General features: G+C 76.8%; 14 protein-coding genes. 5 read left to right on the top strand and 9 right to left on the bottom strand.

Translation table 11 applies throughout. The annotated features are described in order from the left end of the window. Positions 1-53: 53 nt before the first annotated feature. A complete protein-coding gene (locus ACZ6EM_RS13405; RefSeq protein ID WP_465772399.1) occupies positions 54-1121 on the top strand; it encodes a trypsin-like serine peptidase in 1068 nt (355 codons plus the stop codon). A 72-nt stretch (positions 1122-1193) separates the two neighbouring features. Here the strand turns inward: ACZ6EM_RS13405 and ACZ6EM_RS13400 are convergent, their stop codons facing one another. Both ACZ6EM_RS13400 and ACZ6EM_RS13395 read right to left on the bottom strand, forming a co-directional pair. Further along, a complete protein-coding gene (locus ACZ6EM_RS13400; protein WP_465772398.1) occupies positions 1194-1778 on the bottom strand; it encodes a hypothetical protein in 585 nt (194 codons plus the stop codon). Between the two features lie 59 nt (positions 1779-1837). Further along, entirely contained in the window at positions 1838-2449 is a 612-nt protein-coding gene (locus ACZ6EM_RS13395) for a MarR family winged helix-turn-helix transcriptional regulator (protein WP_452179894.1), read from the bottom strand. 84 nt (positions 2450-2533) lie between these two features. Here ACZ6EM_RS13395 and ACZ6EM_RS13390 point away from each other — a divergent pair, with 84 nt between their 5' ends. Continuing rightward, a complete protein-coding gene (locus ACZ6EM_RS13390; protein ID WP_452179893.1) occupies positions 2534-3889 on the top strand; it encodes an MFS transporter in 1356 nt (451 codons plus the stop codon). A 10-nt stretch (positions 3890-3899) separates the two neighbouring features. On the opposite strand, the gene ACZ6EM_RS13385 is transcribed toward ACZ6EM_RS13390, so the two are convergent. Beyond that, a complete protein-coding gene (locus ACZ6EM_RS13385) occupies positions 3900-4796 on the bottom strand; it encodes an alkaline phosphatase family protein (protein ID WP_465772397.1) in 897 nt (298 codons plus the stop codon). A 334-nt stretch (positions 4797-5130) separates the two neighbouring features. Between ACZ6EM_RS13385 and ACZ6EM_RS13380 the strand changes: the two genes are divergently transcribed. Then, positions 5131-6405: a serine hydrolase domain-containing protein gene (locus ACZ6EM_RS13380; RefSeq protein WP_465772396.1), complete on the top strand. Its 1275-nt coding sequence runs from the start codon at positions 5131-5133 to the stop codon at positions 6403-6405. A gap of 128 nt (positions 6406-6533) precedes the next feature. Here ACZ6EM_RS13380 and ACZ6EM_RS13375 read toward each other — a convergent pair whose 3' ends face one another. Then, positions 6534-8903: an ATP-binding protein gene (locus ACZ6EM_RS13375; protein WP_465772395.1), complete on the bottom strand. Its 2370-nt coding sequence runs from the start codon at positions 8901-8903 to the stop codon at positions 6534-6536. 319 nt (positions 8904-9222) lie between these two features. Next, positions 9223-11871: an AfsR/SARP family transcriptional regulator gene (locus ACZ6EM_RS13370; protein ID WP_401046756.1), complete on the bottom strand. Its 2649-nt coding sequence runs from the start codon at positions 11869-11871 to the stop codon at positions 9223-9225. Positions 11872-12196: 325 nt separating this feature from the next. On the opposite strand from ACZ6EM_RS13370, the gene ACZ6EM_RS13365 reads away from it, so the two are divergent. Further along, on the top strand, positions 12197-15058 hold the full coding sequence (locus ACZ6EM_RS13365) for an AfsR/SARP family transcriptional regulator (RefSeq protein ID WP_465772394.1): 2862 nt from the start codon (positions 12197-12199) through the stop codon (positions 15056-15058). A gap of 69 nt (positions 15059-15127) precedes the next feature. Here ACZ6EM_RS13365 and ACZ6EM_RS13360 read toward each other — a convergent pair whose 3' ends face one another. Then, the gene (locus ACZ6EM_RS13360; RefSeq protein ID WP_359899411.1) at positions 15128-15766 is read right to left on the bottom strand and encodes a sigma-70 family RNA polymerase sigma factor; all 639 of its coding nucleotides are present in this window, start codon (positions 15764-15766) and stop codon (positions 15128-15130) included. A 273-nt stretch (positions 15767-16039) separates the two neighbouring features. Beyond that, entirely contained in the window at positions 16040-16417 is a 378-nt protein-coding gene (locus ACZ6EM_RS13355; RefSeq protein ID WP_465772393.1) for a hypothetical protein, read from the bottom strand. A gap of 273 nt (positions 16418-16690) precedes the next feature. On the opposite strand from ACZ6EM_RS13355, the gene ACZ6EM_RS13350 reads away from it, so the two are divergent. Beyond that, on the top strand, positions 16691-17680 hold the full coding sequence (locus ACZ6EM_RS13350) for a hypothetical protein (RefSeq protein ID WP_465772392.1): 990 nt from the start codon (positions 16691-16693) through the stop codon (positions 17678-17680). A gap of 187 nt (positions 17681-17867) precedes the next feature. Here the strand turns inward: ACZ6EM_RS13350 and ACZ6EM_RS13345 are convergent, their stop codons facing one another. Next, positions 17868-19112 carry a S8 family serine peptidase gene (locus tag ACZ6EM_RS13345; protein ID WP_465772391.1) on the bottom strand — a complete coding sequence of 415 codons (1245 nt, stop codon included), beginning with the start codon at positions 19110-19112 and terminating at the stop codon, positions 17868-17870. Further along, positions 19109-22459: a right-handed parallel beta-helix repeat-containing protein gene (locus tag ACZ6EM_RS13340; protein ID WP_465772390.1), complete on the bottom strand. Its 3351-nt coding sequence runs from the start codon at positions 22457-22459 to the stop codon at positions 19109-19111. Before ACZ6EM_RS13340 ends, ACZ6EM_RS13345 begins: the two co-directional genes overlap by 4 nt. Between the last annotated feature and the right edge of the window lie 69 nt (positions 22460-22528).

The following is a 22528-nucleotide window of genomic DNA, read 5'->3' as shown; positions in this document are numbered from 1 at the left end:
GCCGAGACCCGATCCACACGGGAGCCTGACGTCCCGTGCCTACGGTGCCGTGCATGCCGAAGACACCCGGAACACCGACCACCGGCCGCGTACTGCCCCGCAGGCTCGCCGCCGTGGGCGCCCTCCTGCTGAGCGCGACCACGGCGGCGGTGCTGCTGCCGAACGCCGCCCTCGCCGCGGATCGGGAGACCGTCACGACGCACGCCGGCGCCACCACCGCACCGGAGCGCGACCTGGTCGACGCCTACTGGACCCCCGCCCGGATGAAGCTGGCGGGGGCCATGGTCCCCGAGATCACGCCCGTACCCGAGGACGACAACACACCCGACGACCCGCGGCCGCTGCCCGCGGACACCCCGGACCCCGGGGCCGTGTGGACCCACGGCGGAGCGGTGACCCGCAGCGTCGGCCGGCTCTTCTTCACCTTCTCCGACGGCTACGACGGCAGTTGCACCGCGACGGTCGTCGCCGGCGCGAACCGCAGCACCGTCGTCACGTCGGCCCACTGCCTGCGGGGGGTCGGAGCGCCCGCCGCCGCCGACACCTGGAACCACAACCTCTACTTCGTGCCCGGGTACCGCAACGGGACCAAGCCGCTCGGCGGCTTCAGCATCAGGACCATGGCCACCTCCTCCCGCTGGGACTCCGCGCCGAGCGGGACCGGGTCGGACGAGGTCGCCGTGGCCGGCCACGACACCGCGGTCCTGGTGGCGAACCGTTCGGCCGAGGGGCGGCGGGTCGCGGACGTGACCGGCAGCCAGCGGATCGCGTTCACCCCGCCCGTCGAGGGCGAGTTCGTCCACGCCTTCGGGTATCCGAAGGACCGGCTGAACAACCCCGACGGCAAGTACACCGGTTCGCGCCTGATCCACTGCGCCGGACCGAGCCACCCCGGGCCCAAGGCCCCGCTGCTGTGGGGCGAGCCCTGCGACATGTCGCACGGGGCCAGCGGCGGCCCCCACTTCACCGGGTTCGACCCCGCCACCGGGACCGGCACCCTCGTCGGCGTCACCACCACCTCCGAGGAACTCGCGGGCGGCCCGGCCGGCACCTCGTACGCCACCCGTCTCGGTGACGGCGCCCGCCGCCTCTACGACTGGGCGCAGACCCGGGCGGTCTGACCCCTCGGCCCCGAACCCGCCCGGCCGGCAACTCCGCCGGCCGGGCCACCGGGGCCGCAGGGGCCATGGGAGCTACAGAGGCTTCGCCAACTCGGCGCGCAGCTCGGCCAGGTGCTCGTCGGCCGACTCGTGCGGCAGGAACTCGACCACGTCGAGGAAGCGGAACAGCACCCGGGTCCCGGTGACGGCGTACTCGTAGTCGCCGAACCCGACCACCGCGCCCGTGCCGCCGCGCGCCGCGCCCCGGACGGCGGCCGAGGTCAGCTCGTCCGCCGTGTCCCCGGCGCTCGCCCGCCGCCGGGCGTTGGGGCGCGCCAGGTACGGGCAGACCATGGCGGCGTAGAGCATGCAGGGCCGGTGGCCGGGGCCCTCCATGGTGGGCGCGAGGTTGCGGTACGGCTGCCCGGCCGCGAGCGCCCCGGCGATCGCCGCGCTCTCGGCGGCGCCGACCACCCGCCAGACCGGTCCGCGGTCCATGAACCGCCCGCACACCGAGCACCGCCGCTCCAGCGCGCAGTCGGCGCTGCGCCTGTAGTCGGTCAGCGCGAACTGCGGGACGTCGCCCTGCCACGGCGTGATCGCCGGCACCGGGTAGCCCCGCCCGTCCCTGGGCCGCGCCCCCACGCCGTCCGGCACCGGCACGAGTTCGAATCGCACGCCCCTATCGATACCAGGGGCGGACGCCGCGGGTCGACCCCGGCCGGCTGCCCGGGGGCCTACCGCTCGCCCTCCTGAGCGAGCATCACCTTCCGCAGCAGGTCCGCCAGCGTGCGCCGTTCCTCCTCGGAGAGCACTCCCAGCAGCCGCCGCTCCTCCCGGCCCACCACGTCCAGGGCCTCCTGCCAGGCGGCGCGGCCGGCCTCGGTCAGCACGATGTCGACCTTCCGGCGGTCCTCCGTGGACGGCGTGCGCAGGACGAAGCCGCGCCGTTCCAGGGTCTCCAGCCGGCCGGTGACCGAGGCGGGGGCGAGGTTGAGGTCGGCCCGGAGGTCGGAGGGGGCGGCGTGGCCGCCGCGGCCGGCGAGCACGTGCAGGGTGTCGAACTCGTGCTTGTGCAGGCCGTAGTCGGCGACGCCCTGTTCGCGGACCCGGCCGAGGTGGCGGGTGAGTCGCGACATCCGGGTGACGGAGGCCTCGATGTCCGGGTCGAGGCCGGGCAGCACCGGCTGCCAGCGGTCGAGGTGGCCGTCCGTCCAGTCCCGGGCCTCCGTCCAGTCCCGGGCCTCCGTCCGGTCGGACGTCCCCGTCCGGTCCCGGGCCTCCGTCCGGTCACGGCTGTCCGTCCGGTCGCGGGGCGCAGTGGGCTGCTCTGGAGGGTGCTCGGCCATGGGAGGAGTCTACAAACCGCGGCGGAAACAACGGCACCAAAATATTCGTTGCCGAAATTTTGGCAGCGAAATACAGTGCGGCGCGTGACACGACACCCCTTGAACCTGAGCGGCTTCCGCCTGCTCTTCGTCGGACGGACCCTCTCCACCCTCGGCGACGCCGTCGTCCCGGCCGCCCTGGCCATCGCCGTCACCCGCGCCACCGGCTCGGCCGGCGCACTCGGCCTCGTCCTGGGCTGCGCGATGGTGCCGAGACTGCTCCTGCTGCCGGTCGGCGGCGTGGTCGGGGACCGCTTCGACCCACGTCTCGTCGCCCTCACCACCGACCTGGTCCGGGCCGCCGCCCAACTGCTGGTCGGACTCGAACTGCTCCGCGGGGACCCGGACCTGACGCACGTCGCGCTCGCCTCGGCGGTCGGCGGCACCGCCTCCGCCTTCGCCATGCCCACCGCCTCGCCGCTGGTCGCCGCCACCGTCCGGGGCGAGCTGCGGCTGCGCGCCAACGCCCTGCTCGGCTCCACGACCGCCGCCGCCCGGCTCGGCGGCCCGGCCCTCGCCGGGCTGCTGGTGTACACCGCCGGGCCCGGCTGGGCGTTCGTGCTGGACGGCGCCTCCTTCGCGCTGAGCGCCGCACTGCTCACCCGGCTCCGCATCGACCACGTGCCCGGCGAACCGCGCTCGCTGCGCCGGGACCTCGCCGAGGGCTGGAGCGAGGTGCGCTCCCGGGACTGGTACTGGACCAGCCTGATCGCCCACGGGGTGTGGAACGGTGCGAGCTCCGTGCTGCTCACCCTCGGCCCGCTGATCGCCGCCACCCGGCTCGGCGGGGACGGCGCCTGGGTGGCGCTGACCCAGGCGGGCGCGGTGGGTCTGCTGGTCGGCTCGCTGATCGCCGGACGGCTGCGGCCCCGCCGCCCGGTGCTGGCCGGGAACCTCGCCCTCGCGCTGTACGGGCTGCCGCTGCTCGCGCTCGCCCTCCCGGCCCCGGCGCCGCTCGCGGTGGCCGCACAGGCGGTGGCGATGGCCGGGCTGGGCTTCCTCAACCCGGTCTGGGAGACGGTGGTCCAGCAGGAGTTCCCGCCCGGGGCGCTGGCCCGGGTCACCTCGTACGACTGGCTGCTGTCGCTGGCCGGAGCCCCGCTCGGGTACGTCCTGGCGCCGTTGGCCGCCGACGCCTGGGGCGACCGGGTGCCGCTGCTGGCGGTGGCGGGGCTGGTGACGGCGGTCTGCGCGGGCACGGCGGCGGTGCCCGGCGTCCGGCGGTACGGCGCCCGGCGGGCCGCCGGAACCGGGTCCGGACCGGCGGCCGAACGGCCACCGGCCCGGACCCGGGCTCACGATCGGGCTCGGACCCCGGATCAGGAGCCGGACCAGGCCCGGGAACAGGCCCCGGGACGGGACCGGACCCCGGAACAGGACCCGGCCGGGATCAGGGCCTGACCGCCGCCGTTCAGTTCCAGATGCCGGTGATGTCGGCGGCGGAGGCCGCGTTGCCCGCGTGGCCGGAGGTACCGGCCAGGTCCTCCAGGGTGCGCAGCACGTTGTAGTGGTTGTAGGTGGTGGCGCTGCTGCTGCCGGGCGTCACGTGGGCGCCGTAGATCACGGTCGGGATCCGGTTGCCGGACAGCTTGTTGTCCTCGTCGAAGGTGACGACCAGCAGGCTGTTGTGGGTCTGCGCCCAGGTGGCGTACGCGCCCAGGTTGTTCTTGATCCAGGTGTCGCCGGTGCCGACCGAGCAGTCGTGCATGTCGCTGCAGAGGTTCGGCACCACGAAGGAGACGTTCGGCAGGGTGCTGTAGTCGGTCGGGAACTGGGCGAAGGTCTTGGCGGAGCCGAGCGGGACGTTGCCGAAGCCGAACCAGGGGTTGTGCTTCTGGGCGTAGCTGCCGCTGCTGCACACGGTGCTGCCCTGGCCGGGCAGGGACTCGTTGTAGCTGCCCCAGGTCTTGCCGGCGGCGATCACCTCGGAGGCGAGGTTGGCGGCCTGGAAGCCGCCGACCGTCACACAGCTGTCGTCGACGGTGCCCTGGGTGGAGCCGGAGAACAGCGCGTAGTAGTTCGGCTCGCTCGGGTGGGTGATGCCGAAGGACTGGGTGAGGTTGGCCCCGCCCGCCTTCAGGGTGTTGTTGATGTACGGGGCGTTGCTGCTGCCGATGACCTGGGTGTAGGCGTGGTTCTCCATCACCACGACGACGATGTGGTCGGGCGTGGGCAGCGCGGCGGCCTGGGCGGTGGTGGCGGTGGCCGCCCAGAGGCCGGCGGAGGCGGCGAGCAGGGCGACGGCGGAGCCGATCGCGGTCGCGGTGCGGCGGGAGCGGGGGCTCAGGGCCTTCGTGGACGAAGTCATGACAATTCCTCGGGTGGAAGACGGCCCGGCGAGCCGGGCTCGGGACGGGAGGTGCCTGCCGCCGGTATGCGGCGTCCGGGGTGCGGCGCCCGGGGTACGACCGGGCGCAAAGCGCCCGAACAGCATCGGGCGCCGAGTTCGACGCGGGTAGACGACGGCAGGTGAAACCTTGGCCCCGGCGCGGGAAACGAACGGTGCGGCCGCCGACCGCCGCATCGACAACGCGAAATGCGGGCGAACCGGTTCACATTGCCACGGACCGCCCGGGCCGGTGATAGTGATCTTCGAACGACGCGGTCCGACACCGCGTCAGCTCACGAGAGAACCGAGGAACATGGCGAAGACCAGCCTTCTGCGCCCGCTCGCGGTGGCCGCCGCCGGCGCCGTCCTGGTGGCGACCGGTGCCCTGCCCGCCGCGGCCGCCGGCCAGGACACCACCGCCGCGACCGCCCCCGACCTCGCCGGTGTGCGCGCCGCCCTCCAGGCCACCGTCTCGGCCGGCGCCCCGGGCGCCTTCGCGGTGATCCGCGACCACGACGGCGGCGACCGGACCCGCTCGGTGAACGTCGGCCTGGCCGACCTGGACGGGACCCCGATGAACTCCTCGTGGAGGTTCCGGGTCGGCAGCAACAGCAAGATGTTCACCGCCGTTCTCGTGATGCAGCTGGCGCAGGAGGGCCGGATCGACCTCGACCGGCCGCTGCGCGAGTACCTGCCCGCGGGCACCCTCCCGGAGGGCTGGACCATGACGGGCCGCCAGGTGCTGGAGCACCGGGCCGGGATCTTCGACCACACCAACGACCTGCTGGAGCAGGCCGGCGAGGAGACCACCAGCGCCTTCGAGGCCCGCATCCGCAGCACGGTCTACGACCCGCGCGAGCTGGTCGCGATGTCGGTCAAGCACGGCCTGCAGTACACCCCCGGCACCCGCTACTCCTACTCCAACACCGACTTCGTGCTGATGGGCCTGGCGGTCGAGCACCTCACCGGCCAGCCCTTCCCGGAGGTGCTGAACGAGCGGATCATCCAGCCGCTCGGCCTGCGCAAGACCTCCTTCGTGGTGCCCGACCAGGCGATCCGCGGCGCCCACGTCACCGGCTACCTCACCAACGACGACCGCACCAAGCCGCTGCTGAACTCCACCGAGCAGAACGGTTCCTGGGTCTGGGCCGCCGGGGCCGTCATCTCCACCGCCGAGGACCTCGACCGCTTCCTCACCGCGCTGACGGCCGGCGACAACGGCGGGCTCGTCTCGACCGCCTCGCTCCAGCAGATGACCGCCGCCCTGCCCACCCCCACCGCGAAGATCTCCTACGGCCTGGGCCTGCGCCGCATCTCGCTCTCCTGCGGGGACGTGTACGGGCACGGCGGCATCGTGCAGGGCTTCAACAGCCAGTCCTTCACCACCCCGGACGGTCGGCGCAGCGTGGTGGTCTTCGCCAACGCCTCCAACAACGGCTCGGTGACCCAGGGTCTGATGAACACCCTGGAGCCGGCCTTCTGCGGCAAGCAGCCCACCGTCGCCCCGCGGACGGCCTTCGCACCCGCCTCGGCACCGGCCTCGGCACCGGTCGACTCGCTGCCGGTGGTGGAGGACACCCGGATCTGACCGGTCCCACCGGCCGCTCCGGCCCGCGCGCCCGCCCGCTTCCGGTGAGACCGGAGGCGGGCGGGGGCGTTTCCGGCTACGGCCGACCGGCTCTGGGCGCCACCGGCCGGGCCCCTCGGGAGAACCGGTCAGTGCCGGGCGCCCGCCGCGCGGGGGCCCTCCGCGCTCAGGTCGGTGAGCGCCTCGGTCAGCAGCTCGCGGGCCTCCTCGGCGCGGCCCTGCTCGATCATCGCGGTGCCCAGTTCGGTCAGCGTCTTGGTCATGCTGTCCGGGCGGCCCACCGCCTCGAAGTGCACCAGGGCCTGCCGGTAGGCCTTCTCGGCGGCCGGCCAGCGCCTCAACGCCGCGCGGTCCAGGCCGAGTTCGTGCGCGGTCATGGCCGCCAGCAGGTGCATCAGCGGCGAGGACCAGCGCTCCACCAGCTCCAGCGCCCCGGCCAGGGCCCGCCGGCGCGAATCCACCGCCTCCTCCGCCCGGCCGGACTCCCGCAGGCAGTTGGCCGCGCCCCGCAGGGTGACCAGCCGGCCGATCATCGCCGAGCGGCTGGCGAGCTCGGCGAAGGCGTCCGCCGCCCGATGGAAGGCGTCGGTCGCCTCCCGGTGCCGCTGGAGGTAGCGCAGGCCCGAGGCGAGGTAGGTGAGCGCCCAGCCCTGCTGCTCCCGGTCGCCCACCGCGAGGGCCAGCTCCAGCCCCTCGGTGGCCAGTTCGATGCCGCGCTGGTAGCGGTGCAGGCAGGTGATGTACGTCCAGGCCAGGTAGTTGACGTGCACCGCCTCCACCCGCCGGTCCCCGGTCGCGCGGGCGGCGTCCGCCGAGAGCTGGAACACCTCGGCCCAGATGCCCCAGCTCAGCAGCCGGTCGGAGAACCAGTGCATCGCCTCGGCGGTGTCCACCACCTCCCGGTAGCGGCCGGCCCGTTGCGCCTGGTGCAGGGCGGCCAGCCACTCGGGGTGCTCGTACTCCAGCCAGGCGGCCGCCTCGGTGAGGTGCGGGGGCGCGGCGCCGCCGGTGCTGGCCGCGTCCGTGGCGTGGTCGGGGTCGAACCGCAGTCCGTACTCGGCCGCCCGGCCGAGGATCCAGCGGCCGGCCCGGGTGCGGGCCTCGGCCAGCTCCTGGCCCGTCTCGTCGGCGGTCAGCCGCTCGCCCGCGTAGAGCCGCACCAGGTCGTGCAGGCGGTAGCGGTCCGGGGTGGCCGCCTGCATCAGCCCGGCGTCGACGAGCTGCTCCAGCACCAGCTCGGTGCGGGCCGCCGACAGGCCCGCGTAGGCCGCGGCGATCTCCGCGGTGAAGTCCTGCCCGGCGGTCAGCGCGCAGCGGCGCAGGACCAGTTGGGACTCGGCGGGCAGTCGCCGGTAGGACAGCTCGAAGGCCGGGCGGACGGCCAGGTCGCCGGTCTCCAGCAGGTCCAGCCGGTTCTCCTCGGCGGTGAGCTGGCGCACCAGGTGGGCGACCGGCTGCTGCGGGCGGGCGACCAGGCGCTGCCCGGCGATCCGCAGCGCGAGCGGCAGGTAGCCGCAGAGCCTGGCCAGCTCGGCGGTGGCGTCGGGCGCGGCCTCGATCCGCTCGCGGCCGGCGATCCGGGCCAGCAGTCCGGCCGCCTCCGCCGGGGAGAGCACGTCCAGGCTCAACCGGTGCACCGACTCCAGGCCGGGCAGCACGTTGCGGCTGGTCACGATGGTCACGGCCGGGCCGGAGCCGGGCAGCAGCGGACGCACCTGGCCCTCGTCGGCGGCGTTGTCCAGCACCAGGACGAGCCGCCGCTCGCGCACCAGCGCCCGGTAGAGGCCGGCCCGCTCCTCCGTCCCGGCGGGCACCGCGGCATCGGCCACGCCCAGGGCGCGCAGCACCTGGCCGAGCGCGTCCCGGGCGGGCAGCGGCTGCGAGGACATGCCGCCGAGGTCCAGCGAGAGCTGGCCGTCCGGGAAGCGCGGGGCCAGGACGTGGGCGGCGTGCAGGGCGAAGGAGGTCTTGCCGAGGCCGGGCTGGCCGCTGACCAGCACCACGCGCGGGTGGGCCGGGCGCTCGTCCTCGGCCAGCCGGGCGAGCAGGGCGAGGGCGTCCTCGCGGGCGGTGAAGTCGGCGATGTCGCGGGGCAGCGCGAGGGCGCTCTGGCCGGTCTCGGCGGCGGGCACCGGCGGGGCCGCGGCGCGCGGCGCGTCCGTACGGGCGGCGGCCTCGTGCGCGGCGGACCGGCGGGGCCGGGCGCGGCCCCCGGCGGGCGCCGAGCCCGGCCGCACCCCGCGCGGGCGTCCGGACTGCGCGGCCCGGTCCAGCGCCTCCGCCTGCACGCCGTCCAGCCCGAGCGCCTCGGCCAGGGCCCGCACGGTGCGCCGCTGCGGGCCGCGGGTGCGACCGCGCTCCATGTCCCCGAGGGCGCGCAGGCTGACCCCGGCGGCCGCGGCGAGCTCCTCCTGGGTCAGGCCCGCCACCACCCGGTGCCCTGCCAGCAGACAGCTGAACTCGTTCGCGTCCGTGTCCGTACCGCCCCCGGCCGCCATGCCCCGCCCCCACTCACTCGGTCCTGCGCAGTTCCGCACTTCTGCCTGGAGTCGCCTCCGGCGGTTCGTTCCAGGCAGAAGTATGCCCGGGCGGACGGATTCCTCCCAGTCGCCCCTCCCTCAGGATATCCGCCCAGGTCAGGAGGGATGCTTGCGGGCGGGGCGACGCAGGCGGGGGCGGTTGCGCGGGAGCGGACCGCCGATAGTTCCGCCTGTGGTTCCGCCGGCCGATCAGCGGTTTTCCGCCACGGACGGCCGGTCTCCGGCGGCGGTTTCCCGCCACGGGGGCGGCCGGGGCAGGGCCCGGCGGGCGACGGCCCTACACCAGGCGTCTCGCCTCCGCGCCCTCGACGGTGCGGCCGAGGGCGTCCAGCAGGTCGGCGAGCAGGCCGTGGGAGCGGGCTTCGAGGGCCGGGTCGCCGACGGTGCGGCCGAGGGCGACGGCGAGCCGGGCCGACGAGAGCGCGGCGTCCCGGCGGCCGAGCGCGTGCAGGGCGCGGGCCCGGCTGTGGGTGGCGAGGACGGCCTCGGCGCCGCCGGAGCGGGCGGTGGCGGCGCGCACCGCCTCGTCGGCGTGGCGCAGGGCGGGCCCGGGATCGCCGGCCAGGACGAGCGCGTCGGCGAGGTCGGTGAGCGCGCGGACCAGCAGGTGGTCGGTGGCCGGGGTGCGGGCGGCGGCCACCAGGTCGCCGAGCATGGGCACCGCCCGCTCGTACCGGCCGGTCCGCAGCAGCGCGGCCGCCACCCGGCTGCGGCAGTGGTGGCGCAGCGCCGCGTCGCCGGCCCGGTCGGCGGCGTCGACCGCCCGCTCCAACTGGTCGGCGGCGGTGCGGTGGGCCGCGCGGTCGACGTGCAGGACGGCGAGGTCGGTGCCGAGCCGGGCGACCGCCGCCTCGTCCCGGTCCGCGTGCGCGGCGCGCAGCCCGGCCTCGACCACGGCCCGCCAGTGCGTCCGGTCGTGGCCGGTGGTCTCGTACAACCGGCCGACCCGGTGGGCGAGTCGCCAGGCCGCGGTGGGCCGTCCCTTCTGCTCGGCGCAGAGCACGACGGCGCGCAGGGCGCTCTCCTCGCGGCGGAACCAGGCCGCCGCCGACCCACTGCTCCCGGCCGCCGCGCCCCCGGCCTCCGCCCCCTCGCCCGCCCAGTCCGCGGTGACGTCCAGGTAGTGGGCGATCAACCGGTCGAGGGCCAGGTACCGCTCGTCGCAGGCGAGTTCGGCGGCCTGCGCGGCGGCGTGGCGGCGGACCAGCTCGCGCCGGGCGTACCGGCCGGGGCTGGTCTCCTCCAGCAGGTGCACGGCGTCGAGCCGGGTCAGCAGGGTGCGGGCGGTCGCGGGCGGGAGGTCGGCGAGGGCGGCGGCGGTGTCGGTGCCGATCTCCGCGCCGGGGTGCAGGCCGAGCAGGGTGAACAGCCGGGCGGCGTCCGGGGCCAGCGCGCGGTACGTGCGGTCCAGCGCCGTGGTGAGGCCGAGCGGGCCGCGGTCGGTGCCGGCGCCGGCACCGGAGAGGGCGGCCAGGCCGGTCTGCTCGTCGGCGAGTTCGGCGGCGAGGTCGGCCGCGGACCAGTCGGGCCGGGCGGCCAGGCGGGCGGCGGCCAGGCGCAGCGCGAGCGGCAGGTGGTCGCAGCGCTCGGCGAGTTCGGCGACGGCCTCCGGCTCACCGGCCGTGCGGTCCGGGCCGAGGATGCGGGCGAGCAGGTCGGCGGCCTCGTCGGCGCCGAGCGCGCCGAGCGGCACCGGTATGCCGCCGGTACGGACCAGCAGGTGGCGCAGCCGGCTGCGGCTGGTGACGATCGCGACCGGGGCGGGCTCGCTGTCGGTGGCCGGCGGGTCGGGCAGCAGCGGGGCGAGCTGCTCGTAGGAGGCGGCGTCGTCCAGGACGACCAGCATCCGCCGGCCGCCGATCAGTTCGCGGTAGCGGCGGGCGCGGTCCTCGGCTTCGGCGGGCAGCGCGTCCGGGTCGACGCCGAGGGCGGTGAGGAGCTCCCCGAGCACCTCGCCGGGTTCGCGCGCCCCGTCCGGGTCGAAGCCGCGCAGTTCGGCGCGGAGGACGCCGTCCGGGAAGTAGGCGTCGCCGCGCCGGGCCGTCCACTGCCGGACCAGGCTGGTCTTGCCGACCCCCGCGGGCCCGGTGACCAGGATCGGCCGGCCGTCCCGAGCGGCGGGCAACACCTGCTCCAGCCGGGCGAGTTCGACGCTCCGGCCGACGAACCGGCGGTCGGCGGCGGGCCGGGCGCCGGCCAGCTCGCCGGCCCGTCGCAGTTCGGGGCCGGGCGGCCAGCTGAGCCGGGCCACCGCCCGCTCGTAGCGCTCCCGCGCCTCGGCGCTCCGCCCGTCCTGCTCCAGGCAGCGCACCAGCCGGGCGGCCAGCGGCTGCCGGGCGGGGTGGCCGTCGGCGGCCTCGTCGAGTTCGGCGGCCAGCTCGCCGCCCCGGCCGGCCCGGAGCAGGCCGTCGGCCAGGAGCTCCAGGGCGCGCAGCCGCAGGTCGGTCAGGTACGGGAGGGTCCGCTCGCGCAGCAGGGCGGAGCCGCAGTCGGCGAGCGCCGGACCGCGCCAGAGGTCCAGCGCGGCGCGCAGCAGGGGCAGTGCCCGGTCCGGCGCGGCGCCCCGCGGCGGGCCGGCGGGCTCGGGGAGCAGCACGCCCGCCTGCTCGCAGAACCGGGCGAAGCGCAGCACGTCGATCCGGTCGGGCTCACCGGCCAGCAGGTAGCCGGAGCCGCGGGTGTCGAGTTCCAGTCCGGAGCCGTCCAGCAGCTGGCGCAGCGCCGCGACATGGCCCTGCAGGGCGGCCCGCGCGGTGGGCGGCGCGCAGCCCTCCCAGACCAGCTCGATCAGCTCCTCGGTGGCCACCGTCCGGTTCAGCCGCACGGCGAGCGCGCTCAGCAGCGCCCGGCGCTTGGGCGCCGAGGGCGTCACCGCCGTCCCGTCCTCCCGCCGCACCACCACCGGTCCGAGCAGATCGATGTGCACGCGCCCGTTCCCCTCCCCCGTCCTCGACTCCCCGGCCCGACCGAGGATAGGGCCGGTCAGGCCCTTCGCACCGGTCCGGGGCCGTCCTCGGGCACCGTACCGCGGGGGTACGACACGGCGCCCCGGCCGAACCGAGGGGTACGACACGGTGTTCCGGCCCGATCCCCCGCCGGCGCAACCATCCGCCGCTCCCGACGCGTCAACCGGGGGCAGGGACAACCGACCGACATGACCGGACATCTTCTCGCACTACACTGCTCCACCCCGAGGGCCGATGGCCGCTTCGGGGCGTGATGCGCGGTTCTGCGGTGAAGTGGGGGTACTGGTGCGGATTCGGCTGCTCGGGCCGGTGGAGTTGCGGATCGGGGCAGGCGGCTTCACGAGCGTGGCGGGCGCGCAGCGGCGGGCCGTGCTGGCGCTGCTGGCGCTGCGGCTGGGGCACCTGGTCACCGTGGACCAGCTGTGCGAGCTGCTGTGGGACGAGCAGCCGCCGCCGAGCGCGCGGGCGGCCGTGCAGGGCCACGTCGCCGCGCTGCGCAAGGTGCTCGCCGGCACCCCGTTCGAGCTGCACACCCGGGACTCCGGCTACCTGCTGGCCGGGCCGGCCGACGAGGTGGACGCGCTGCGCTTCGAGGAACTCACCGGCGCCGCCGACCGGCAGGCCGGCCACGGCGACTGCGCCACGGCGGTCGCGCTGCTGGAGGGGGCACTGCGGCTGTGGCGCGGCGAGGCGCTGGCCGACCTGCCCGACACCCCGCTGCGCTCCGCCGCGGTGGACCGGCTGCGGCAGTCCCGCACCGCCGCCCTGCTCCGCTGGGCCGGGCTGCGGCTGGGCCAGGGCGCCGGGGCGTCGGCCGTGCCGGTGCTGGAGCAGGGCGTCCGGACGGACGGGCTGCGCGAGGAACTGGTGGCGCTGCTGATGCGCTGCCTGCACCAGGCGGGCCGGCCCGCCGAGGCGCTGACCGCCTACCACCAGGCCCGGATGCGGCTCGCCCAGGAGCTGGGCATCCACCCCGGCCCGGCGCTGCGGGCGGCGCTCGCCGAAGTGCTGGCCGACGACCGCACGGTGGAGCCGCCGGCCGCCGCTCCCCCGGCCGCCGAGCCGGCGCCGCAGACCCCGCCGGCCCCGCCGGTCCCGCTGGTTCCGCGCCAACTACCGCGTCGCCAACCGGACTTCGTCGGCCGCACCGGCGACCTGGCCCGTCTCGACCGGGCCTGCGGGCCGGGCCCCGACGGGGGCGGCCGGGCCGGGGACGGCCCGGTGCTGGTGGTCGGCCCGGCCGGGGTGGGCAAGAGCGCGCTGGTCACCGCCTGGGCGCACCGGGTCGCCGACCGCTTCCCGGACGGCCTGCTCCACGCCGAGCTGCACGGCCTCGCCCCGGACGGCCCGGCCCGGCCCGAGGCCGTCCTGGCCGGCTTCCTGCGCGCGCTCGGCGTGCCGCAGGACGGCATCCCCGCCGGGCGCGCCGCCCGGGCGGCGCTCTACCGCGAACGCACCGGGGGCCGGCGGCTGCTGGTGCTGCTGGACGACGCCGCCGACGCCGACCAGGTCGCCGACCTGCTGCCCGCGGGCCCGGCCGGCACCGCCGTGGTCACCGGCCGGGGCGCGCTGGAGGGCCTGGTCGCACTGGAGGGAGCGACCCTGCTGCGCCTGGCCGCACTGCCCGAGGACGACGCCCTGGACCTGCTGGAGCGCGCGCTGACGCCCGAGCGGCTGCGCGCCGAGCCGGAGGCCGCCGCCCGGCTCGCCGGGCTCTGCGACCGTCTGCCGCTCGCCCTGCGGATCGCCGCCGCCCGGCTGGCCACCCGGCCGGACTGGACGATCGCCGGGCTGGTCGCCGAACTCGCCGACGAGCGGACCGGGCTGGCCGCCCTGGACGCCGACGGCACGCTCTCCGTCGCGGGCCGGCTCCGGCTGACCCACCGCCGGCTCTCCGAACCCGCGGCCGAACTGCTGACCGTCCAGGCCGCCCACCCCGGCCGCGAGCTGGACGCTTCGGCGAGCGCCGCGCTGCTCGGCAGCGACACCGCCACCGCCCACCGGGCGCTCGGCGAGCTGACCTCCCACCACCTGCTCACCGGCACCGCCCCCGGGCGCCACGTCCGTACCGACCTGGTCCGGCGCTACGGCGCCGGGCTGCTCGCCGAACGGCCCGAGCGGCACCGGCGGCTGCTGCGCGAACGCCTGGCCGACCACTACCTCACGGCCCTGCGGCACTGCGGCTCCTTCCTCGACCCCGGCCAGGAGGACACCGCCCCGCCCGCCGGCCCGGCGCAGTCCCTGCTGGCCGCCGTCGACATCCGCACCGCGCTCGACTGGTTCGACGCCGAGGAGCCGGCGGTCTCCGCGCTGGTCGCCTCCCCCGACACCGACCCGGCCCGCGCCTGGCGGCTCGCGCTGACCTGCGGCTCGCTCTACTACGGCGCCGGCCGCTTCACCGACTGGCTCGCCTGCGCCCGGCTCGGGCAGGCGGCGGCCGAACGGTGCGGCGACCCGGTCGCGCTCGCCCTGCTGCTCAACTGCCGGGCGCAGGCCCTGGTCGCGCTGGAACGCCGGCAGGAGTCCGCGGAGGCGGCCCGGCGGGCGGTGGCCGCCGCCGAGTCCGGGACCGGGCCCGCGGCCGTGTCCGCGCACGTCCGGGCGCTCGCCACGCTGGCCATGGTCACCGCGATGCTCGGCCACGGCGCCGAGGCCGAACGGCTGGCGGCCGGCGCCACCGCGCTCGCGCTGGAGTCCGGCGACCGCCGGCGGCTGGTCGACGCCAAGGTGCACCAGGGCTGGGTGAGCCTGGCCGTCGGGGACCGGGAGGGCGCCCAGCGCCGGTCCCGCGAGGCCCGGGAGCTGCTGCCGGCCACGCCCGTCACCCAGGTCCACCTCTGGTCGCTGCTGACCGAGGCGCAGGCCCTCCCGCCGACCGTCCGCGACGTCGCCGCCGACCTCGCCTGGCACCGGCTGCTCGCCGCGTGCGAGGAGGCCGGCCTGCTGTACCTGCACGCCCTGGCCGAACAGTCCTACGCCGCCCACCTGTCGGCCCGGGGCCGGGAACCGGAGGTGGGTGCCAGGCTGCGCTCGGCGCTGGAGCGCTTCCGCTCGCACGACCGGCGCGCGGGCTACCGGAGCGGGTTCACCACCGGCCTGGAGGCGTCGCTCAAGCTCCGTACCGGGCGGCGGCCGGCGGACGACTGACCCGGGCGGCGGCCGGCCCTGGCGGAGGCCGGCCGGCGGCCCGTGCCGCCCGACGGGACGGCGGCCCGGTCAGCCCGCGGCCGAGGCGGCCCCGCGCTCCGTCGGGGCGTACCCGTGCTCCGCCGCCAGCACCGGGCGCAGCGCCCGGATCGCGTAGAAGTTGCGGGACTTGACCGTCCCCGGCGGCACCCCCAGCCGGGCCGAGGCCTCCAGCACCGAGCGGTCCTTGAGGTGCAGCTCGACCAGCACCTCGCGGTGGTGCTTCTGCACCCGGCGCAGCGCCAGCGCGATGTCCCGGGCCACCACCACCCGCTCGTAGGGGTCGTCGGCGACCGGCCGGTCCTCCATCGGCTCGCCGATCACCTCCTTGGCGCGGGCGGCGGCCATCCGGTAGTGGTCGATCGCGATCCGGCGGGCGACCGTGAACAGCCAGGGCCGGCTCGCCTCCGGCCCGGCGGACAGCGCCTCCGGGTGCTGCCAGGCGCGCAGCAGGGTCTCCTGGAGGATGTCCTCGGCCTTGCCGCGGTCCCCGCCCGTGGCCCGCAGCAGCGCGCGCAGCAGGTAGCCGCCGTGCAGCCGGTGGATCTCGGCGAGCGTGTCCGGGTCGAGGGTCGGACGGGCCGGGGCGGTGACGCCTTCCGGCGCGTCCGCCGGACCCTCGGACGACGGGGTGACGGACGTGGGCTGGGCGACGGACGGCTTCGACACGCGCTACCTCTCAGGTCGGGCAGGGGCGCAGCACGGGCAGGGCGTGCTGGGCAGCGACCGGACATCCCCCGGCGGTGGCTGCAACAGCACACTGCCGGAGGCCGCCAAGTCCGCACCAAGGCAGCACCAACGCCCCCGCCCGGGGCACTCGGACCGGTCCCGGGTGCCACTGTTGGCGGGCGCCGACGACTGTTGGCCGGTCGTTAGCGGCCGTGAGCCGCGGCGCCCGCGCCGCCGCCCGGACGGCGCCCCGACCGCCCGGGCCCGGCGGTCTCAGCCCCCGCCGAGCGCCCGGAGCAGCTCCTGCACCCCGTCCTCGCCCCGGTGCTCGATCAGCACCGCGACCCAGCCCGTCAGCCGCTGCCGCTCCGCCGCCGACCACCGCGGGGCCGACGGGTGCTCGTCCACCACCAGCGCCGTCGCCATGTCCAGCAGCGCCGTCGCGGGCCGCGGCCACCACCGGCCCTCCGGCACCACGCGCAGCGCCAGCCGTCGGGCGACCGCGATCACCTCCTCCGCCTCCGCCTCGGGCACCGCCAGCGCGGCCGGCCCGTCCGCGCTCAGCGCCCCGGCCCGCACCAGGGCCGCGACGAACTCCCGCGCCTCCGGCCCGTCCGCGGCCATGCCGCGTCCCTCCCCCGTCCCGTTCACGGGACTCACGCTCCTTCCGACTCGGTGGCACTCGGCAGGCGCCGGGTGCCACCGGATGACGGTACCGATCGGTAGCCGGTGGGGCGGAGGGTTTTCCGATGCGGACCTCCCGATGCGACCAGGGGTGCTCCGTGCACCCTGCCCCGCTCAACGGGCCCCCCACCGAGGGCGGTTCAGTGAACCGGAGGGGCGCCTTCAGCCGTACTCCCGGCTGTACGGGCCGGCCGGACCGGAGGCACCGGCCCGGCGCACCCTGGACCGGGAGGTCATCCGATGGCTTTCTCCGACGGCACCGCGGGCGCGGGCAGCACCACCCCGGCCGCACCCGACTACTCGCCCGCCGCCTGGCCCGAGCCGGTCGCCCTGCTGCCCCGGCGCCCGCTCGACCCGCTCGGCACCGTCCTCATCCCGCCCGCCGAACGGCAGCTGTTCACCCGCGCCCTGACCGCCGAACCCCCCTCGGCGGCGCCCTCGGCCGTCCCTCCGGCGGAGCCGCCGGCCCGGGGCACCGACACCGGCGCGGCCCCCGGACCGCTGCCCGACCCGCCCGCACAACGCCCCGGCACGGACCTCCCGCGCGCCCTGCGGCTCGTCCTGCCCGGCGGCGGGGAGGCACGGCGGCGGCGCCTGGTCGAACGCGTCCGGGTGCCGCTGCGGGCCTGCCACCGGATCGCCGTCCTGGGCGGCCCCGCCGAGGGGGCCGCCGCCGTCCTCGGCGCCCTGCTCGCCGAGCACCGGGCCGACCCGGTGCTCGTCCTGTCCACCGCCGGGCCCGCCGGGAGCGAGTGCCGTACCGGCGGCCGGCTCGTACTGCGATCCGTACGACCCGACCCGGCCGCCCTGCGGGAGGCCCTCGACGAGGCCCGCGGCCACTACCCGGTCGTCCTCGCCGACACCACCGGCGCCCCGGCCGAGGTCCAGCTCGCCACCGTCGACCGGGCCGACCAGCTGATCCTCTGCGCCCCGGCCAGCGCCGACGGCGCCCGCACCACCGAAGCCCTCCTCGACCACCTCACCGCCCTCGGCCACGACCGGCTGGCCCGCGGGGCGACCGCCGTCTTCACCCCCGCCCCGCCCACCGACCGCCCGGTCGCCGGCCGCGACCTCCTCCCCCACTTCCGCACCCGCTGCCGCGGCGCCCTCGCCCTCCCCCTCCCGGGCCGCCCCCAGGCGGCCCCCGCCGCCCTGCGCCCCCGGGCCCGCCTCGACTACCTCGAACTCGCCGCCCTCATCGGCGACGCCATGGCCGAACGCCGGGGCTGAGGGAGGCCGCAGAAGGAGCGACCCACCGCCCGCCCGCGCCCTACCGGACGGGCGCAGGCCACGCCTCTTCCAGGCCTCCCGGCGGGCGCCGGGAGGCCTGGAGGCCGGGAAGAGGACGGCGATCCGCCGCAGGGCACCGCCTCACCCACTCACGAGGAGGCCTTCCCCCGCGGTCCAGGCCGACCCGTCAGCTCTCCTCCGCCCGGCCCGGGCGCCAGCCCCGGGCGCGGGCGCGGGGGGCCACCGCGCCCGCCGCCGCGACCAGGGCGACGAGGGCGAGGAAGGACAGCGCGATCAGACCCGCCCGGTGGCCGGCGTCGCTGGGGGGCGGGACGGGGGGCATGGTGGGGGCGGCGGCCGCGGTCGGCGGGGCCGGGGCGCCGGGGGCCGCGAGGCGGGTGACGGCGGCGACGGGGTCGACGGTGCCGTGGCCGTACTGGGGGTCGGGGCTGCGGTAGGCGGTGGCTTCCAGGCGCTGGGTCAGCTGGTCGACGGTCAGGTCCGGGCGGTAGCCGAGGACGAGGGCGGCGGTGCCGGCCACGAAGGCGGTGGCGAAGCTGGGGCCGGCGCCGGTGTAGTAGCCGCCGGGGGCCGGGCCGGGGCCGGTGACGGCGTCGCCCGGGGCCGCGAGGTCGACCCGGCCGCCGACCGGGACAGCCGAGGGGCCGTCCGGGAGCGCGCCGCCGGGGGCGAGGTCGCGGACGGCGAGCACCTCGGGGTAGGCCGCCGGGTAGACCGCCGGGACGGGTTTGGCGGTTCCGGAGCCGTCGGTCGGGACGGTGTCGGGTGCGGCCGGGGCGACGATCAGCGCGCCCTTGCCGCGCGCCGCGCGGACCGCGGCGGCCAGGGCGTCGGTGCCGTTCGGCAGCGCCACCCCGACCGCGATGACCCGCGCGCCGCGGTCGGCGGCCGCGGTGATGCCCTGGGCCAGCAGGTCCGCCGAGGGGGTTCCGGCCTCGTTGGTGACCGGGACGGCGAGGATCCGGGCGCGCGGCGCGAGGCCGGCGAAGCCCGCGCCCTCGCGCTGGTCGGCGGCGATCAGGCCGGCCAGGAAGGTGCCGTGGCCGACGCAGTCCTGGGCGGGGTCGGGGCCGCCGGGCAGCTGGGCCAGGTCGAGTCGGCCGGCCAGCAGGCCGCTGCCGTCCTTGACCCCGGAGCCGAGGACGGCGACGGTGACGCCCTCGCCGCGGCTGAGCGGCCAGACCCGGTCGGGCCTCAGGAAGGTCTGCGGCCAGGGGGTGAGCTGGGTGCCCTTGGTGGACGGCGGCAGGCAGCCGGCCGACCGGCCGCTCGCGTCGCGCCGCTGCTGGCTGACGCCGGGCAGGGCGTCGGGGCCGGCGGGCGTGTCGGCGGCGGCCGGGCCCGCCACGGGCAGCAGCAGCCCGGCCAGGAGCGGTGCGGCCACCGCCCGGGCCAGGGGCGCCCGCTTCATGCGAGGCTGCCGATCCGCTCGGCCGGGATGTCCTGCGGCAGCAGCAGGCTGAGCTCGTCGAGGTCCGCGATGTCCAGCCGGGACAGCCGGCCCGCCTGCCGGGTGATCATCGCCTCCAGCACCTGCCGGGCGAACCGCCCGTTGCCGAAGGAGCGGTCGCGCGGGACGGCCGCGAACAGCGTGCCGAGCGCGGCCAGGGTCTCCGGGGTGCAGGTGTAGCCGGCGGCCTCGGCCTGCACCCGGACGATGGTGACGAGTTCGTCGTCCGCGTAGTGGTCGAAGGTGATCTCCCGGGAGAACCGGGACGCCAGGCCGGGGTTGGAGGCGAGGAAGCCGCGCATCTCCTCCTGGTATCCGGCCACGATCACCACGACCTCGTCGCGGTGGTCCTCCATCAGCTTCATCAGGGTGTCGACGGCCTCCTGCCCGAAGTCCCCGCCGGAGCCGTTGCGGGGCGTCAGGGTGTACGCCTCGTCGATGAACAGCACGCCGCCGCGGGCGCGTTCGAAGGCGTCCCGGGTGAGCTGGGCGGTGTGGCCGATGTAGCGGCCGACCAGGTCGGCGCGGGCGGTCTCGATCAGCTGGCCCGAGGGCAGCACGTCGAGTTCGGCGAGGAGTTCGCCGTACAGCCGGGCGACGGTGGTCTTGCCGGTGCCGGGCGGGCCCGAGAACACCAGGTGGTGGCTGATGGTGGCGGCGGGCAGCCCGGCCTCGACCCGGCGCCGGGTCTGCCGGGTCAGGTTGACCAGGTCCTCGACCTGCTCCTTGGCGGCGGCGAGGCCGACCATGGCGCGCAGCCGGTCGAGCAGGCCGGGTTCGTCGGCCTTCGCCTCGTCGGCGGCGGCCTGCTCGCCCACGTCGGCGGGCAGCAGCCGGGTGAGCGCCTCGTTGTCGAAGTGCTCCAGTTCGGCGAGCCTGGAGGCCTGCCGGTCGACCATCTCCTCGAACACCTTGCGGGCGGCCCGGCCGTTGCCGAAGTCGGCGCCCTTGGGCATCCGGTCGAAGTGCGCGGCGAGCGCCTCCCGGGTGCCCTCGACGAGTTCGTAGCCGTGCCCGGCGGCGGCGTGCTCGACGATCGTGGTGAGCTCCTCGTCGCTGTAGTTCCGGAACTCGACGGTGCGGCTGAACCGGGAGGCCAGGCCCGGGTTCGAGGCCAGGAACTCGCGGATCTCGGCCTCGTACCCGGCGACGATCACCACCAGGTCGTCGCGGTGGTCCTCCATCAGCTTGACCAGGGTGTCGATGGCCTCGCGGCCGAAGTCCGGTCCGGTGCCGCCGGAGCCCGCCGACAGGGTGTACGCCTCGTCGATGAACAGCACCCCGCCGAGCGCCTCCTTGACCACCTCGGTGGTCTTCAGGGCCGTTCCGCCGATGATCGAGGCGACCAGGTCGGCCCGGGCGACCTCGACCAGGTGGCCGCTGCGCAGCACGCCGAGCTCGGCGAGGATCGCGCCGTAGAGCCGGGCGACGGTGGTCTTGCCGGTGCCGGGCGGGCCGGCGAAGACGAGGTGCCGGCTCATCGGCAGGGCGGGCAGCCCGGCCTGCTCCCGGCGCCGGGCCAGTTTGTTGAGGTTGACCAGGGTGGCGACCTGCTCCTTGACGCCCTGCAGCCCGACCAGGGTCTGGAGGACGGCCTGCGGGCCCTGCGGTGCGGCCGGGGCGGGAGCCGCGGCGCCCTCGGCCGGGGCGTCCGACCCGTCGCCGGCGGGGGCCGCGCCGGGCTCGGTGGTGGCGACGGCCGCCGCGCCGTGGGCGTCCGGAGAGCGGTTGTCCCGGCTGTCGAGGTTCTCCACGGCGAGACGGTCGGTCGGCTCGGTCTGCCGCAGCCCGGCGCCCTGGTTCTCGGCGGCCACGCAGTCGGTGAGCCGCACGGGCTCCACGGAGTCGGAGCGCAGCCCGTCCACGGTGTTGTCGCTGAGCTGGCAGGCGGTCAGGGTGGCGCGGGCGCCGGACCGCAGGTGCAGCCCGTGCCGCCGGTTGGTCCGCAGCCGGGTGCGGGTGGCGGTCAGGTCGCCGCCGTGCTCGACCTCGGCGCCGTCCAGGGCGTTGTCGGCGGACTCGACGTCGCGCAGGGTGACGATGCCCTCGGCGCCGATCGAGATCCCGCAGGATCCGCTGCCGCGCACCAGGCTGCCACCGAGGTAGGTGTTGGCCCCGTCGGCGATCCGCACCCCGTGCCCACCGGCGTCGACGACGGTGACGTCCTCCAGCCGGCCGCGCCCGTCGCGCAGCGCCTCGATCCCGTGGCCGCCGGCGGCGGTGACGGTGCTGCGGCGCAGCAGCGGGTTGGCGCCGTCGCGCACCACGATGCCGACGCCGGCCGCGTCCCGGACCTCCAGGCGGTCGAACTCGGCGGCGCTCTCCCCGGTGAGTTCGACGCCGTCCGTCCCGGCGTCGCGCACCACCGCCCGCACCAGGCTGGGCCCGGCCGACTCGCCGACGTGGATGCCGGCCAGGGCGGGGGCGGTCACCTCGCTGTCCTCCAGGGTGCCCCGGGCCCGGCCGGCGATGTGCAGGCCGTGGCCCTGGGGGCGGACGGCGCGGCAGCGGCGCAGCAGCGGGTCGGTGCCGTTGGTGAGGACGTAGCCGTGGGCGCGCACGGCGGTGACGGTGCAGTCCTCCAGCACGACCCGGGCGGTGGAGCCGATGAAGACGCCGAGCGCGCTGTCCCGGATCTCGGTGCGCAGCAGCCGGGTGGTGCTCTGCTCCTCCAGGGCGACGGCGGGCTTGTCGGTGGCGGAGATCTCGCAGTCCTCGACGAGGCCGCGCGCCTCGCCGTTGGCGCACAGGCCGTTGCCGCGCGCGTCGCGCAGCACGCAGCGCCGGACGGTCGGGTTGGCCCGCTCGCCGATGACCACGGCCGAGGTGCCCAGGTGCTCGATGACGCTGTCCTCGATCACGCTGGTGCCGGTGGAGGTCTCCACCAGCCCGGCTCCGGCCGGGTTGGTCACCCGGCTGCCGCGCATGGCGAGTTCGCCCTGCTGGCGGGTGAGCACGGCGGTCCACGCGTTGCCGATCACCTCGCAGTCCTGCATGGCCAGTTGGCCGCGCGGGACGTCGACGGCGGGCAGGTCGTCGTCCTGCCCCTGGAGCACCAGGCCGGTGAGCTGGACGGCCTCGGTGAGCACCTGGACCACCGAACCGCGGCGGGGACTGATCCGCACGCTGCCCCGGACGTCCTCGGCGGTGATGCTCACCACCTTGGTGAGCACCAGGTTCTCGTCGTACCGGCCGGGGCGGACCGAGATCACCGCGCCGCTGCGGGCAGCCTGGAGGGCTTCGCCGATCGTGCGGTAGGAGCCGGGCTCCCGCTGCTCCGCGCAGACCGTCAGCACCGGGCGCGACATGCCTGGGGTTCCCTTCGTCGTGGGGCGTTGTTGTTCGGTGGTTCAGGGGTTCGGTGGTTCGGGGGGCGG

It is taken from the genome of Kitasatospora sp. NPDC041917, assembly GCF_055589745.1.
Note: the sequence above shows the minus strand (reverse complement) of the source record. Positions and strands in the feature narration are given on the sequence as shown.

Bases quoted from the DNA above. Each gene is read 5' to 3' on its own strand.
- ACZ6EM_RS13380 (WP_465772396.1), top strand. From the start codon at position 5,131: ATGGCGAAGACCAGCCTTCTGCGCCCGCTCGCGGTGGCCGCCGCCGGC.
- ACZ6EM_RS13395 (WP_452179894.1), bottom strand. From the start codon at position 2,449: ATGGCCGAGCACCCTCCAGAGCAGCCCACTGCGCCCCGCGACCGGACG.
- ACZ6EM_RS13405 (WP_465772399.1), top strand. From the start codon at position 54: ATGCCGAAGACACCCGGAACACCGACCACCGGCCGCGTACTGCCCCGC.
- ACZ6EM_RS13385 (WP_465772397.1), bottom strand. From the start codon at position 4,796: ATGACTTCGTCCACGAAGGCCCTGAGCCCCCGCTCCCGCCGCACCGCG.
- ACZ6EM_RS13375 (WP_465772395.1), bottom strand. From the start codon at position 8,903: ATGGCGGCCGGGGGCGGTACGGACACGGACGCGAACGAGTTCAGCTGT.
- ACZ6EM_RS13345 (WP_465772391.1), bottom strand. From the start codon at position 19,112: ATGAAGCGGGCGCCCCTGGCCCGGGCGGTGGCCGCACCGCTCCTGGCC.
- ACZ6EM_RS13350 (WP_465772392.1), top strand. From the start codon at position 16,691: ATGGCTTTCTCCGACGGCACCGCGGGCGCGGGCAGCACCACCCCGGCC.
- ACZ6EM_RS13340 (WP_465772390.1), bottom strand. From the start codon at position 22,459: ATGTCGCGCCCGGTGCTGACGGTCTGCGCGGAGCAGCGGGAGCCCGGC.